13 protein-coding genes and 3 pseudogenes are annotated in these 13,656 nt (G+C 69.0%); 8 read left to right on the plus strand and 8 right to left on the minus strand.

The annotated features are described in order from the left end of the window. Nucleotides 1–523: 523 nt before the first annotated feature. The 3 genes and pseudogenes from OU998_RS13675 to OU998_RS13685 all read right to left on the minus strand — a co-directional run. Nucleotides 524–631: pseudogene (locus OU998_RS13675) on the minus strand (biotin carboxylase N-terminal domain-containing protein); the annotation flags it as partial. Then, nucleotides 632–1,033, minus strand: coding sequence for a hypothetical protein (locus OU998_RS13680; protein WP_267514197.1), 402 nt, complete (start codon nt 1,031–1,033; stop codon nt 632–634). It abuts the pseudogene before it with no gap. Continuing rightward, complete coding sequence (locus tag OU998_RS13685; RefSeq protein ID WP_008259414.1) at nt 1,030–2,565, minus strand: acyl-CoA carboxylase subunit beta; 1,536 nt, start codon at nt 2,563–2,565, stop codon at nt 1,030–1,032. The genes OU998_RS13680 and OU998_RS13685 overlap by 4 nt, the downstream gene beginning before the upstream one ends. On the opposite strand from OU998_RS13685, the gene OU998_RS13690 reads away from it, so the two are divergent. The 7 genes and pseudogenes from OU998_RS13690 (at nt 2,564) to OU998_RS13720 (ending at nt 8,120) form a co-directional block, all read left to right on the plus strand. Then, nucleotides 2,564–2,704, plus strand: a complete 141-nt coding sequence (locus OU998_RS13690; RefSeq protein WP_267514198.1) for a hypothetical protein — start codon at nt 2,564–2,566, stop codon at nt 2,702–2,704. The two genes, OU998_RS13685 and OU998_RS13690, sit on opposite strands and share 2 nt — an antisense overlap. Next, nucleotides 2,697–4,133 carry a helix-turn-helix domain-containing protein gene (locus OU998_RS13695; RefSeq protein WP_267514199.1) on the plus strand — a complete coding sequence of 479 codons (1,437 nt, stop codon included), beginning with the start codon at nt 2,697–2,699 and terminating at the stop codon, nt 4,131–4,133. Before OU998_RS13690 ends, OU998_RS13695 begins: the two co-directional genes overlap by 8 nt. Nucleotides 4,134–4,140: 7 nt before the next feature. Further along, nucleotides 4,141–4,935: pseudogene (locus OU998_RS13700) on the plus strand (Gfo/Idh/MocA family protein); the annotation flags it as partial. 118 nt (nt 4,936–5,053) lie between these two features. Then, nucleotides 5,054–5,173, plus strand: a pseudogene (locus OU998_RS13705) (oxidoreductase); the annotation flags it as partial. A gap of 285 nt (nt 5,174–5,458) precedes the next feature. After that, on the plus strand, nt 5,459–5,833 hold the full coding sequence (locus tag OU998_RS13710; protein WP_267514200.1) for a BlaI/MecI/CopY family transcriptional regulator: 375 nt from the start codon (nt 5,459–5,461) through the stop codon (nt 5,831–5,833). Further along, nucleotides 5,830–7,527, plus strand: coding sequence for a M56 family metallopeptidase (locus OU998_RS13715; RefSeq protein WP_267514201.1), 1,698 nt, complete (start codon nt 5,830–5,832; stop codon nt 7,525–7,527). The genes OU998_RS13710 and OU998_RS13715 overlap by 4 nt, the downstream gene beginning before the upstream one ends. Nucleotides 7,528–7,655: 128 nt before the next feature. After that, a complete protein-coding gene (locus OU998_RS13720) occupies nt 7,656–8,120 on the plus strand; it encodes a hypothetical protein (RefSeq protein ID WP_267514202.1) in 465 nt (154 codons plus the stop codon). Between the two features lie 7 nt (nt 8,121–8,127). Here OU998_RS13720 and OU998_RS13725 read toward each other — a convergent pair whose 3' ends face one another. The 5 genes from OU998_RS13725 to OU998_RS13745 all read right to left on the minus strand — a co-directional run bounded on the left by OU998_RS13725 (nt 8,128) and on the right by OU998_RS13745 (nt 11,895). After that, nucleotides 8,128–9,465, minus strand: a complete 1,338-nt coding sequence (locus OU998_RS13725) for an Hsp70 family protein (protein ID WP_267514203.1) — start codon at nt 9,463–9,465, stop codon at nt 8,128–8,130. 53 nt (nt 9,466–9,518) lie between these two features. After that, the gene (locus tag OU998_RS13730; protein WP_267514204.1) at nt 9,519–9,716 is read right to left on the minus strand and encodes a hypothetical protein; all 198 of its coding nucleotides are present in this window, start codon (nt 9,714–9,716) and stop codon (nt 9,519–9,521) included. A gap of 121 nt (nt 9,717–9,837) precedes the next feature. Then, nucleotides 9,838–10,677 carry an HpcH/HpaI aldolase/citrate lyase family protein gene (locus OU998_RS13735; RefSeq protein WP_267514206.1) on the minus strand — a complete coding sequence of 280 codons (840 nt, stop codon included), beginning with the start codon at nt 10,675–10,677 and terminating at the stop codon, nt 9,838–9,840. Then, nucleotides 10,677–11,354, minus strand: a complete 678-nt coding sequence (locus OU998_RS13740) for an SDR family NAD(P)-dependent oxidoreductase (RefSeq protein WP_267514207.1) — start codon at nt 11,352–11,354, stop codon at nt 10,677–10,679. Before OU998_RS13740 ends, OU998_RS13735 begins: the two co-directional genes overlap by 1 nt. A 31-nt stretch (nt 11,355–11,385) precedes the next feature. Then, a complete protein-coding gene (locus tag OU998_RS13745; RefSeq protein ID WP_267514208.1) occupies nt 11,386–11,895 on the minus strand; it encodes a GAF domain-containing protein in 510 nt (169 codons plus the stop codon). A 249-nt stretch (nt 11,896–12,144) separates the two neighbouring features. Between OU998_RS13745 and OU998_RS13750 the strand changes: the two genes are divergently transcribed. Next, entirely contained in the window at nt 12,145–13,653 is a 1,509-nt protein-coding gene (locus OU998_RS13750) for a tetratricopeptide repeat protein (RefSeq protein ID WP_267514210.1), read from the plus strand. The last annotated feature ends 3 nt before the right edge of the window (nt 13,654–13,656 follow it).

Genomic DNA, 13,656 nt, shown 5'->3' on the forward strand with positions numbered 1-13,656 from the left:
CTCCGTCGAAGCCGGTGCGCACCGGCCCACACCGAGCGTATGGATCCTCGGGACAAGCCCGAGGATGACGAATCTTGGGAAGGCATCGACCGCAAAACGGACATAGGGAAACATGACGCCCCCTCCCCCTCTCCCACCCCCGTCATCCTAGGCCTTGTGCCTAGGATCCATAGACTCCGTCGAGGCCGGTGCGCACCGGCCCACACCGGGCGTATGGATCCTCGGGACAAGCCCGAGGATGACGAATTATGGGACGACGCCCGACATCCAAGCGGAACATCGAGGCGACGCAACACACGCTCCCCCACCCCCGTCATCCCCGCACCCCTAACCGTCATCCTAGGCCTTGTGCCTAGGATCCATAGACTCCGTCGAAGCCGGGGCTCACCGGCCCACACCGGGCGTATGGATCCTCGGGACAAGCCCGAGGATGACGGAAAGGGGGTGGCGGACAAACGAACGACCATCACAGCGGACCATTGCCGTGCGTCACCCAGGCGTTCCCCTGGAACCGATCCTTGCACTCGACCTCAGCACAGACCTGCACCGCCTGGCCGCCCATGAGGCGGCAGGTCTTGATGATCCGAACCGCGATCTCGCCCCGGTTGGCGATGAGGATTTTGGAGAACATTCAGGTGTCCTTACGGCTAAAAGCGTCCAACCAAACGGCTAGGCTTTCAGAGTCAGTATCGGGTGTTGCGATGTAGAGGGGCAGCAGGGCGAGAACGGCTTCACGGTCAGCTTCGGCCCAGGTCGCGAAATGAGACCTCTCCAGCTTTTGGCGCACGACATCGCCACTGGTCATCCAGCCAGCGTCAGGCTCACGGATCACTCGCCTCAAAAATTCGGGCAGTATCCGAGCAACTATCTTTTCCGAAATGATTGTCGTCGTGGCGCGCCATATCGTGAGGTCAATATCTGTGTTGGACCATTCCTCGGGACGTGAAGCGTCCATTCGGATCAGCCGTTCGCTGTCCTCGTTTCGCGAGCAATAGATCGCCGCCGGATCAATATCGCCGAGCGTCCCCCTCACAGCGGAATATTATCGTGCTTCTTCCAGGGGTTCTCCTGGACTTTGTTCTTCAGCGTCCGCAGCGCCTTCACCAGCCGCCGTCGCGTCCCGTGCGGCATGATGACGTCGTCGATGTAGCCCAGGCCCGCCGCCACGAACGGATTGGCGAACCGGTCCTTGTACTCGGCCTCGCGCGCAGCCAGGGCCGCCGGATCGCCGGCCTCCTTGCGGAAGATGATCTCGACCGCCCCCTTGGCGCCCATGACCGCGATCTCGGCGGTGGGCCAGGCGTAGTTGACGTCGCCGCGCAGGTGTTTCGAACTCATCACATCATAGGCGCCGCCATAGGCCTTGCGCGTGATCAGGGTCAGTTTCGGCACCGTCGCCTCGGCATAGGCGAACAGCAGCTTGGCCCCGTGTTTGATCAGGGCGCCATACTCCTGCTTGGTCCCCGGCATGAAGCCCGGCACGTCCACCAGGGTCACCAGCGCAATGTCGAAGGCGTCGCAGAAGCGCACGAACCGCGCGGCCTTGCGGCTTGAATCAATGTCCAGCACCCCCGCCAGCACCTGGGGCTGGTTGGCGACGATCCCGACCGTCTGGCCGTCCAGCCGGCCGAAGCCGCAGATGATGTTCTTGGCGAAGTCGGCCCCGATCTCGAAGAAGTCGGCCTCGTCGACCACCTTCAGGATCAGCTCCTTCATGTCATAGGGCTGGTTCGGATTGGCCGGGATCAGGGTGTCCAGCGACGGCTCGTCCCGCTCGGGCTCGTCATAGCTTTCGCGCACCGGCGGCTTTTCGCGGTTCGACAGCGGCAGGAAGCCGATCAGGCGGCGCACCTCCGACAGGGCCTCCAGATCATTCTCGAACGCCCCGTCCGCCACGCCCGACTTGCCGGCATGGACCCGCGCGCCGCCCAGGTCCTCGTGGCTGACGACCTCGTTGGTGACCGTCTTCACCACATCGGGGCCGGTCACGTACATGTAGGACGTGTCCTTCACCATGAAGATGAAGTCGGTGATGGCCGGCGAATAGACGTCGCCCCCCGCGCACGGCCCCATGATCACGCTGATCTGGGGAATGACGCCGCTGGCCAGGGTGTTTTGCAGGAAGATGTCGGCGTAGCCGGCCAGGCTCTCGACCCCCTCCTGGATCCGCGCCCCGCCCGCGTCGAACAGGCCGATGATCGGCGCACCCGTCGTCAGGGCCATCTTCTGCAACTTGACGATCTTGGCCGCATGGGCGCCCGACAGCGACCCGCCGAACACCGTGAAATCCTTGGAGAAGACATAGACCAGCCGCCCGCCGATGGTGCCGCGCCCCGTCACCACCCCGTCGCCGGGGATGCGTTGCGTCTCCATCCCGAAGTCGTGGCTGCGGTGTTCCACGAACATGTCGGTCTCCTCGAAGGAGCCCTCGTCCAGCAGAACGTCGATGCGTTCGCGCGCCGTCAGCTTGCCCTTGGCGTGCTGGGCGGCGATACGCTTTTCCCCACCGCCCAGTTTGGCGGCGGCGCGACGACGCTCCAGTTCTTCAAGGATGGCTTGAGTCATGATCGGTTTAGGCCTCGTGTTCCCTGCGAAAGGCGTGGCGCCTTCATCGCAAATTGGCAAACGCAACTTTGCAAAAGGTGCGGAACTGCGCGGACTTGCAAAGGCGGGAACGATGAACTGCAAACTTGCGAATGGCTGAGAAGCTTTTTCTGGGCGCCAAGCTGCGCAAACTGCGCGAGGCGCGCGGCTGGACGCTGGAGGCCTGCGCCGAACGTCTGGGCCTGTCGCCCTCCTACTTGTCGCAGATCGAGACCAATCAGCGCCCGGCCACCGCCCGCGTCCTGATCGCCCTGACCCGCGCCTTCCATATCGACGCCAGCCTGTTCGATCTTGAGGGCGACGCCCGCCTGATCGCCGACCTGCGCGAAGCCACCACCGACATCGCCGGCCCGGTCAGCGGTGGGGCCGAGCCCCCGACCGCGGCCGAGCTGAAACAGGCCGTCGCCAACACCCCGCGCCTGGCCCACCAGTTCCTGGCCCTGCACCAGGCCTTCCGCCAGCTGGACGAGCGGGTGAAGGCGCTGGACGACACCCTGGGCCGCGACGAACTGGGCGCCCGCGTCGCCCTGCTGCCCTATGAGGAGGTCCGCGACTTCTTCCACTACCGCGACAACTACGTCGACAGTCTGGACACGGCGGCCGAGACCCTGGCGGCCGAGATCCCCCAGGACGGCCCGATCGAACGGACGCTGGAGACCCTGCTGGCCGACCGGCACGGCGTCCGCACCGTCTATGTGGCGGGGCAGGAGGCCCTGCGCCGCTATGATCCCGCCGGCCGGATCCTCAGCCTCGACGCCTGGCTGCCCGGCGCGACCCGGTCCTTCCAGCTGGCCCACCAGCTGGCCCTGCTGTCCTTCCGCGACCGGATCGAGACCGAGCTGGACCAGGCCGCCTTCCGCACCCAGGCCGCGCGCGACGTGGCCCGCGTCGGCCTGGCCAACTACGCCGCCGGCGCGCTTCTGCTGCCCTACCGCGCCTTCCTCGAGGCGGCGCGGGCCGAGAAGCACGACATCGACCGCCTTCGCACCCGCTTCCAGGTCAGTTTCGAACAGGTCTGCCACCGGCTCTCGACCCTGCAACGGCCCGGCTGGCGCGGCGTGCCCTTCTATTTCGCCCGCGTCGACATGGCCGGCAACATCACCAAACGCCACAGCGCCACCCGCTTCCAGTTCGCCCGCTTCGGCGGCGCCTGCCCCCTGTGGAACGTGCACGAAGCCTTCGCCACGCCCGACCGGATCGGGGTGCAACTGGCCGAGATGCCCGACGGCTCGCGCTACATCTCCATCGCCCGCAGCGTGTCCAAGCCCAGCGGCTCCTACCTCGCCAACGACCGCCGCTACGCCCTGTCCCTGGGCTGCGAGGTCGAACACGCCGGGGCGCTGGTCTATGCCGCCGGCCTGGACCTGAACGGCCCCGCCGCCCGGATCGGCGTCAGCTGCCGCATCTGCGAGCGCACCGACTGCACCCAGCGCGCCTTCCCGCCCCTGGACCGCGCCCTTCACGTGCCCGAGAACGAGCGCGGCGTCGTGCCCTATGTGCTGGATGGCCCCCGCCCGGACCGCTATTGATCGGGGCATGACTTCGAACACCCCCATCGGCGTCGCCGTCGTCGGCTACGGCCTGGCGGGCCAGACCTTCCACGCCCCCCTGATCAAGGCGACCCCCGGCCTTCACCTGACCGCCGTCGTCTCGTCCCGCCCTGAAGCGGTCCACGCCGACATGCCGGAGGTCGCGGTCCTGCCCGACCTGAACGCTGCGCTCGCCCGCGACGACATCGGCCTGATCGTCGTCGCCACCCCCGACGCCCTGCACGCCGAACAGTCGATCGCCGCGCTTCAGGCCGGCAAGTCGGTGGTGGTGGACAAACCCTTCGCCGCCACGCTTGAGCAGGCCCAAGCCGTCGCCGCCGTCGCCGCCGCCTCGCCCGGCGTATTCAGCGTCTTCCAGAACCGCCGCTGGGACGCGGACTTCCTGACCCTGCGCCGGCTGATCGCCGAGGGCGAACTGGGCGATGTCGCCGTATTCGAAAGCCACTACGACCGCTTCCGCCCCACCGTCACCGACCGCTGGAAGGACCAGCGCGACGGCGGCGTCTGGGCCGACCTGGGCCCCCACCTGATCGACCAGGCGGTGCAGCTGTTCGGCCCGCCCCTGGCCGTCTACGCCGACCTCCAGGCCCAGCGCGTCGGCGCGACCGCCATCGACTACGCCCACGTCCTGCTGCGCTACGACCGGCTGCGCGTCATCCTGAACATGAGCCACCTCGCCGCCGACGCCGGCCTGCGCTACGTCGTCCACGGCACAGGCGGCAGCTTCGTCAAACACGGCCTCGACGCCCAGGAAGACCAATCCAAAGCCGGCCTTCGCCCCGGCCACCCCGACTGGGGCCTCGACCCCTCGCCCGGCGTCCTGGCCCGACAGCTCGACGGCCAAACCCTCGGCCCCCCCCCCCGAACGCGGCGACTACCCCGCCTTCTACGCCGCCGTCCGCGACGCCATCCGCGGCCAAGCCCCCCCGCCCGTCCCCACCGACCAGGCCCTGACCGTCATGCGCATCCTCGACGCGGGACGACGCAGCGCGGCGGAGCGGCGCGAGGTGTCGCTCTAACTTTCACCTCCCCGCGCGCGAAGGCGCGCGGGGAGGACAGGTCGCGTAGCGACCAGGCGGGGGCGACTCCGACAGTCGTGATGACCACGCCGGCTTCCAACACCGCCTCGCCCCCACCTGGCGCTCGCTGACGCTCCCGCCTGTCCTCCCCGCCGGCCTTCGCCGACGGGGAGGTGAGAGAGCACCCCACCCTACCGCGAGTTCATCCGCCCGCCTCATTCCCGCCCCAATCCGCTACGCATGTAGCGCTACAAATGTAGCGTCAACAGTCCCGGGAACAGCCTCATGATCGAATCCCTGCCCCGCCGCGAACGCGAGGTCTTCGAGACCCTGTGTCGGCTCGAGAAGGGCGCCGCCGCCGCCGTCCGCAACGCCCTGTCCGACGTGCTCAGCGATTCCGCCGTCCGCACCCTGTTGTCGCGGCTGGAGGCCAAGGGTCTGATCGAACGAACCCCTGGCCCCGACGGCTATGTCTACAGCCCGGTCCAGCGCACCGAGGCTGTCGCCGCCGGCGCCCTGCAACGGATGATCGACACCTTCTTCGCCGGCTCGGCCGCCAGCGCCGCAACCGCCCTGCTGGGCCTGGGCCAGAAGCTGACGCCGCAAGAGGCCGCCACCCTCGAACGCATCATCGACGAATCCGTGGAGCGCAAGTCGTGACCTGGGCCCTTCTGCTGTCCCTGCTGGTCAAGTCCAGCCTGATCGCCGGCGCCGGTCTGGCCTGTTCGCGCCTGCTGGCCCAGCGGCCGGTCGATCGGGTCGACATCCTGCGCGGCGTGACCTGTCTGCTGCTGGTCCTGCCGGTGATCATGGCGGTCCTGCCGTCGCTGAAACTGGTGGTCCTGCCCGCCGCCGAGCCCCTCATCACACCACAGACTATGCCCATGTGGCAGGGCGAGGTCGGCCCCGTCGCCGGGGTCGAAATCTCCGGCGCCCTGCCCTGGCCCACCCCCGCCCTGATCTTCGGCCTGGTCTGGCTGATCGGCGTCGCGGCGGTCGCCGGACGGCTGCTCTTGGGCCTGCACACCCTGGAGCGCTGGACCCAGGAAGGCCGCGCGGTCAAATGCCCGGCCTGGCGCACCGCGCTGGACACCCAGACCACCGGCCGAGCGCCGCGCCTGATCGCCAACGACCGGCTGTCGGGCCCGCTCAGCTGGGGCGCCGCGCCCGGCGTCATCCTGGTCGATCCGACCAGTCTCGCCGAACGCCAGGCCGCTCCCGCCATCCTCGCCCACGAACTGGCCCATCTGCGGCGCAAGGACTGGGTCTTCCTGGTTCTGTCGCGGCTCAGCCTGGCCCTGTTCTGGTTCAACCCCCTGGTCTGGGCCCTGCACCTCGACCTGGTCGCCCGCTCCGAAGAGGCCGCCGACGCCGACGCCCTGACCACCGTGGACCGTCAAGTCTACGCCCGCGCCCTGGTCCGCCTGGCCGCCCATCCCGTCCCCCGCTCCATCCCTTGCGCCGCCAGCCCCATGGCCGCCGACGCCCGCACCCTGAAGACAAGGATCGCCTGCATCATGTCGAACACGCCGTCCCGCCGTCGCCCGCTGACCGTCGCCCTGACCGTCGCCGCCCTCGCCGCCGTCGCCACGCCTCTCGCCGCGCTCGAGCTGAGCCGCCAGGACTACGCCAGTCCGCCCCCGCCGCCTGAAACGCCCGAGCCGGCCCAACCTCCGGCCCCGCCCGCCCCGCCGGAACCGCCCGCACCGCCGTCCCTGGTCGTGCCGCCGTCCCTGGTCGTGCCGCCCGCGCCTCCGGCTCCGCCTGCGCCGCCCGCTCCCCCGGCGCCGTCCATCTTCCACTCAAGCTACAGCTACACCTACAGCGGCGGCGTCCCCTCGCCGGAAGCGGAACGCGCCGCAGCCGACGCCCGCGCCCAGGCTGAGCAGGCCCGCGCCCGCGCCGCCGAGGCCCGTCGCAACGCCGCCGAGAGCCGTCGCCAAGCCGAAGACAGCCGCGCTCGGGCCGAGATCGCCCGCCTCGACGGCGCCCAGGCCCGCGCTCACGCCGCCCAGGTCCGTGTCCGGGGCGAACAGGCCCGCGTCGAAGGCGAAAAGGCGCGGCGCATGGGTGAGCAAGCCCGGCTCCAGGCCGCCAGCGCCCGCGTGGACGCCCGCCGCCAGATGGCCCTGGGCGCCGAACAGATGCGCAAGGGCGCTCAGAACCTGCGAGCGGAAGCCGTCCGCCTCCGCGACCCCGCCTACCGCGCCCGCCAGATCGCCGACAATCGCACGCGCGGCAACCACGTCACCGACGCCGAACTCCTGGCCCTCTCCGCCAGCCTGCCCGCCAGAGCCGACGAGATGGACCGCAACGCGGACCGTCTGGCGCAAGACGCGCAGCGTCAGGACTGAGTTGTCGGAACGGGACCAGTACAACCCAGTTTGAACGTACGGTTAAACAAGCTGAACCATACAATCTAACGCCGCATAAATATCCCCGTGACGTTGCTGTCCCGTCATTTCGACAGAGCGGGGACAAGATGTTTTCAGAAAGTGCAGCGGCTTGGGTTCAGGCCGGTGGATCCATACTCGCCATCCTGGCGGCTTGGATCATGGCGACATGGCAAGATCGGGCGCATGATCGGCGCAAGGCTCAGCAAATCAAGGATCGCATCGCTGCAACCGAGGTGGTGTTGTTCCAGTGCTGCGCAGCCCTATCGCGGGCGAACAATAAGATGTTGGGCAAAGGCAGAAAATTCAGTTTGGGGAACGTGGGCCAGACCGAGCAGGAGTTCGACGCATGCTTGGATTACCTGTCGCGGGTACCGATTTTCGATATCCCGGACACGGACCTTGTCGGTCGCGTCGTGGACGCCCGCTATTGGGTCATGACCTCGCGTAGGCGGGCCGCGCAGGTGCGTGAGCAGTTGGAGAAGAACGAGACTGCGGCCGTCAACTTCGCCGAACCGCTCGAAAAGATGACGATGCTCTCCCGCACGGCCTGAACGAGCACTATTGAGCGGACGCCCCCTGCGTCCACCGCTCCACGTCCGGCTGAAGCCCGATCAAGGCCAGGCCGGCGGCGATGGATTCGAACTCGCCGCCCGTTTCGATCCGCTCCGTTCCAAACCGGCGATGGAACATCGTCCGCACGGCGGGGGTCAGGGAGGTGCCGCCGGTCAGGAAGACCCGGTCGATCCCCTCCGGCGCCAGGCCCGAGACGCGCATCGCCTCGTCCAGGGCCTCGTCCAGAGCGGTTTCGATGGCGGTCAGTTCGGGCGCGATCCAGGCCTCGAACTGGGCCCGCGTGACCGGCTTCTCGATCCGCACATCGCCGGCCACGAACGAGAAGTCCGCCGTCTCGGCCGCCGACAGATCCTGTTTCAGGGTCGAGACCGCGCGGTACAGGGCGTGGCCGTGGTTGTCGTCCAGCACCTCGATCAGCCGGTCGATCTTCTCGGGCTCCAGCGAGGTGGTGGCCAGGCTCCGGATGTCGCGCATGTCGCGCGACGCCCGCAGCAGGGCCAGCTGGTCCCAGCGGGCGAAGGCCGAATAATAGCGTTGCGGCACCGGCAGGGTCTTGCCCACACTGGCGTAGAAACTGCCCTTGCCCAGTTCCGGCGACACCAGATTGTCGATGATCCGATAGTCGAAGGCGTCGCCCGCCACCCCGACCCCCGACCGCGCCAGGGGCGTGGACTTCAGCCCGTCGGGCGTCCGTTCGAAGCGGATGATCGAAAAGTCGCTGGTGCCCCCGCCGAAGTCGGCGACCAGCACCGTCGCATCCTGTTTCAGGGTCCGCGCGAAATAGAAGGCGGCCCCGACCGGCTCATAGGCGTAGCGGACATCCTCGAACCCCAGCCGGCGGAATGCGGTCTCATACCGCTCCAGCGCCAGGGCCTCATCCGGCCGCGCCCCGGCGAAGGTCACCGGCCGGCCCACGATGACGCGCGGCGGCAGGTCGGCCATGGCCGCCCCCGCATGATGGCGCAGCTTCAGCAGAAAGGCGGCCAGCAGGTCTTCGAATGTATAGCGCCGGTCGTGAATCCGCGTCTCGGTGAAGGCGGCGCTGGCGGCGAAGGTCTTGAACGACTGGATGAACCGGGTGTCGTGCGGGTCCTCGACATAGGCCTCGATGGCCCAGGGCCCGGCCTCGACCACCCGCTCGGGCCGCCCGTCGCCCTCGGCCGCATGGAACTGGAAGCTCAGGGCCGAGCGGAAGGTCGAGCTTTCGCCGCCCTCGACCACGAACTGCACCAGAATGGCCCCGTTCGTCGGGTCCGCCACCGCAACGACGGAATTGGTCGTGCCGAAGTCGATGCCGATCGTCAGCGGCTGTGGCGTAGTCATGACCCGGCTCCTTGAAGGGCGGGCTTCCTACAGCGTCCTCGTGGATTATGAAACTAAGCTTCGTGCGCCGACGGACATGAGACAGAGGTCGCGGCTCCATATTCGCAGCCCGGCTGGCGATCCAAGCCCCGACCGACCAGCCAGAACACCGCCGCCCAGACCAGCAGCGAAAAGATCAGGGCCCCGCCCCAACCGATGATGCGCCAATAGGCGCGGCGGGCGTCGTCCACGATAACGTCAGGGTCGTTCATATCGACCTCCGATCTGCAACACAGGCCCCTTCATTCGCCTCCAGCGCGAGTCCTGCAACCCGGCAATATACTTAACCAGCGCAAGTTCTGTGGACGGGACGCTCCGGCATTTCATCGCGGCCTATGTTTGGGCGGCCCGATGACGCGCCAGCACGGCCTCGGCCTGGACCAGATGCAGACGTTCCACCATGGCGCCCGCCACCCGGATCGCGCCCCGCCCCTCGGCTTCCGGCGCGGCGAAGGCCTCGACCACGGCGCGGGCCGCCTCGACCTCCGCCTCGCTCGGCGAGAAGGCGGCGTTGGCGGCGGCGATCTGCGACGGATGGATCAGGCTCTTGCCGTCGAACCCGTACAGCCGCCCCTGCGCCGCCTCGGCCGCCAGGCCGTCGGCGTCCTCGATCCGGTTGAACACCCCGTCGATGGCCGCCAGCCCCTGCGCCCGCGCCGCCACCACCAGGGCCGCCAGCCACGGCTTGAACGGCTCGCGATCCGGCGACGCCCCCGTCCCCAGCGCCTTGTCCAGGTCATTGACCCCCAGCATCAGCCCGTCCAGCCGCCCGCCCGCCGCCGCGATCTCATTCAAGGCGATCAGCCCACGCGGCGTCTCGATCATGGCCCACAGCGCCGCCCCCGGCGCGCGGGCCGAGATCGCCTGCACCGTCTCCACCGTCTCCACCTTGGGCGCGACGATCAGGCCGGCGCCCGCCGCCGCCAGGGCGTCCAGATCGTCCTCGCCCCACTGGCTGTCCAGGGCGTTGATCCGCACCCCCAGACTCGGCCCAAATCCTCCGGCCCGAACCGCCGCGACCGCCGCCGCCCGCGCCTCAAGCTTGGCCTCGGGCGCCACGGCGTCCTCCAGGTCCAGGATCGCCACGTCACAGTTCAGACCCCGCACCTTCTCCACCGCCCGCGCATTCGACGCCGGCAGATACAGGACGCTGCGGACCAGATCGCCCCGCATCAGACCCGCCCGGTCACGGGCACCAGCGCCCCGGTCATGGCCCGGCTCTCGGGCGAGGCCAGGAACAGGATCACCGCCGCCAGATCGGCCGGCGCCACCCAGGTCGCCGGATCGGCCTCCGGCATGTCCTTGCGGTTGGCCGGGGTGTCGATGATCGAGGGCAGGACGGCGTTGACCGTCACCGATGTGGCCTTCAACTCCTCCGCCAGGGCCTGGGTCAGGGCGTGCACCCCCAGCTTGGCCGCGCCGTAAGCCCCCATGCCCGCGCCGGGCTTCAGCGCGGCGGCCGAGCCGATATTGACGATCCGCCCGTCGCTCGCCGCCTTCAGATAGGGCAGGGCCGCCCGGCTGGTGTTCAGGGCCGTGGTCAGGTTCAGCGCCTGCATCCGCTCCCAGGCCGGCGCCGCGTCGTCCGTCGTCTGCCACACGAACCCGCCGGCGATATTGGCCAGCACGTCCAGCCGCCCGAACCGGCTGATGACCGAGGCCACGGCCCCCTCGGCCTGGGCCGCGTCGGTCAGGTCCACCCCGCCAATCTCCAGCACTCCGGCCGGGACCGGATGGCCCGCGGCGTGGTCGATGACCGCCACCGCCAGCCCCGCCGCCTGCGCGGCCTCCAGCACGGCCCGGCCCAGCACCCCGTGCCCGCCGGTAATCACCATCACCCGTTGCGTCATCTCGTCCTCCATCCCCTCCCCCAGATTCCGCTCAACCGGCGGCGAACACCTTGGCCAACAGGCTTTCCAGCCCCGCCTGGTCCACGGCGTCAAAGGCGGCCGGCGTCGTCGCATCCACGTCGAACACGGCGATCAGCGCGCCCGAGGCGTCCAGAACCGGCACCACGATCTCGCTGGCCGAGCGGCTGTCGCAGGCGATATGGCCGGGAAAGGCGTGGACGTCCTCGACCAGCTGGGTCGTCCGCGTCGCCGCCGCCGTCCCGCACACCCCGCGCCCAAAGGCGATCCGCAGGCAGCCCAGCGTGCCCTGATAGGGCCCGACCACCAGTTCGTCGGCCCCATCCGGCGTCTTGTCCGGCGCCACGACGTAAAACCCCGTCCAGAAGAAGTCGTCGAAGGCGTCGGCCAGCATCGAGGCCACGGTGGCCATCCGCGCCGTCACATTGGGCTCCCCGTCCAGCACGGCCAGAATCTCGGCCTCGACCTCGGCATAGCGGTCCGCCTTGTCGGCGGGGCGATCGTCGCGGGCGACATAGGACATGGGCGGCTCCTTGTGATTCGGAGCCGATATAGGCGGCGAGGCCGTCGGATGCGAGCCTCGGCCTTGCGAGCGAAATTCTTAAATACCGGAAATCGCACAACAAGGTTCGAACACCAGAAAAATGTCGCTTGCTGTCGCGTCGCTTTGTCGCAAAACATCGTTAACCATGTTTGACGGTCGGACCTGCCGGCGCCCGCGCGCCGCCCAGCGTCGCGCCGAACACGGGGCTTTGAGGAGCGACAGGACAGTATGCGGGAGTACGACAACGCGGATCGCGGTCCGTCCCGGCTCCAGCGGCATCGCATGCCCCTGGCCGGCGGCGCCGTGGCGGTTCTAGTCCTGCTGATCGCCGTCCTGCTGCTGGCCAGCTGCGGCGACGGCGCCCCCGCCTTCTGGCGGCGCGGCGGTCCGAACGAGGCCGCCCTGTCCTGCCCCCGCCCCGCCTCGGTCACGGGGTCCGAGTTCAACGCCCAGGAGGCGGGCCTGCGCCACCTGCGCCGCGCCGCCTTCCGCGGCGACGTCTTCGCCCAGCTCGAGCTGGGCTCGCGCTACGCCGCCGTCCGCGCCACCGACAAGAATATCGAAGACCCGATCGAGAGCTCGGTCTGGTACGCCATGGCCCTGGCCAATGACGAGGGCTACGCCCCGATCAACGGGGTGGACCGCAAGGGCGGCGTGTTCGGCGGCGGCCTGCGTCCCCTGTCGAAATACGACGACTGCCGCGCCTTCGAACGCCACCGCGCCTATCAGGTGCTCGACCGCCAGCTGTCGCGCATGAGCCGCGAGGAGCAGGAGGCGGTGCGCGACCGGGTCATCTACATCCTCTCGACCCAGGACGCCGAGGGCTATCGCACCCTGGCCCGCCTGCACGACGGCCTCTACGGCCCCTTCGGCGAGCCCGCCGACAATCGCGAGGCCCGCGAGGCGCTCGGCCGCAAGCCCGAGGGCAAGACCCCGGCGATAGGCCAGCCCCGCTCGCGCGGCGGCTACTGGGCGGCGGTCAATCTGTTCCAGCGCAACGACGTCGACGCCTACCTCTACAACTATCTGGCGGTCCAGACCGGCGACGTCGGCGCCTATGTGCTGATGAAGGACTTCGAACGCTCCTCGCCCGGCCGCGCCCAGTACGCCGGCTTCGTCGAGGCCAAGGCCCGCCAATGGACGCCGCCGTTCGAATTCTATCCGCTGGAGGCTCCCGCCTCGGGCGTGCCCTTCTCGGACGAAAGCCGCCCGCGCGGCGACGCCTATGAATACGCCCTGTCGCGGCTTCAGGGCGAACTGCCCTTCGTCCATGTCGGCCGCGCCCTGCGCTATCTGGGCGTGACGCCCGAGGCCGTCACCGCCCCCGAACAGCTGTCCCGCCAACAGATCGAGGCCTTCGAGGCCATGATCGGCCATGCGACCGAAAGCCGGCTGTCCCCCGTCGAACGGGTCCGCGCCATTCAGCTGGCGGCCGTCAACGGCTCGTCCGAGGCCCAGCTGGTCCTGGCGGTCATGTACGCCGAGGGCATCGGCCTGCCCGCCGACTACGCCCGCTCGTTCAAATGGTTCAGCGAGGCCGCCCGCCAGGGCAGCCCCGAGGCCAAGTTCGCCATGTCCACCTATTTCGCCCTCGGCGTCGCCGGGGTGGCGGATCAGGACAAGGCCGACGCCGTCGCCTTCCGCATCGAATCCTCGCTGTCGGGCTTCGGCCCCTCGGCCTCGCGTTTGCAGGCCCTGCTGTCCCAGGTGTCCCGCGCCCAACAACAGCGCCGTTAACAG

It is taken from the genome of Brevundimonas sp. SL130, assembly GCF_026625805.1.
Classification (GTDB): domain Bacteria; phylum Pseudomonadota; class Alphaproteobacteria; order Caulobacterales; family Caulobacteraceae; genus Brevundimonas.

Coding starts and splice junctions, on each gene's coding strand:
- OU998_RS13720 (WP_267514202.1), top strand. CDS start 7,656: ATGTTTTCAGAAAGTGCAGCGGCTTGGGTTCAGGCCGGTGGATCCATA.
- OU998_RS13710 (WP_267514200.1), top strand. CDS start 5,459: ATGATCGAATCCCTGCCCCGCCGCGAACGCGAGGTCTTCGAGACCCTG.
- OU998_RS13690 (WP_267514198.1), top strand. CDS start 2,564: ATGATCGGTTTAGGCCTCGTGTTCCCTGCGAAAGGCGTGGCGCCTTCA.
- OU998_RS13745 (WP_267514208.1), bottom strand. CDS start 11,895: ATGTCCTATGTCGCCCGCGACGATCGCCCCGCCGACAAGGCGGACCGC.
- OU998_RS13735 (WP_267514206.1), bottom strand. CDS start 10,677: ATGCGGGGCGATCTGGTCCGCAGCGTCCTGTATCTGCCGGCGTCGAAT.
- OU998_RS13740 (WP_267514207.1), bottom strand. CDS start 11,354: ATGACGCAACGGGTGATGGTGATTACCGGCGGGCACGGGGTGCTGGGC.
- OU998_RS13725 (WP_267514203.1), bottom strand. CDS start 9,465: ATGACTACGCCACAGCCGCTGACGATCGGCATCGACTTCGGCACGACC.
- OU998_RS13730 (WP_267514204.1), bottom strand. CDS start 9,716: ATGAACGACCCTGACGTTATCGTGGACGACGCCCGCCGCGCCTATTGG.
- OU998_RS13685 (WP_008259414.1), bottom strand. CDS start 2,565: ATGACTCAAGCCATCCTTGAAGAACTGGAGCGTCGTCGCGCCGCCGCC.
- OU998_RS13695 (WP_267514199.1), top strand. CDS start 2,697: ATGGCTGAGAAGCTTTTTCTGGGCGCCAAGCTGCGCAAACTGCGCGAG.
- OU998_RS13750 (WP_267514210.1), top strand. CDS start 12,145: ATGCGGGAGTACGACAACGCGGATCGCGGTCCGTCCCGGCTCCAGCGG.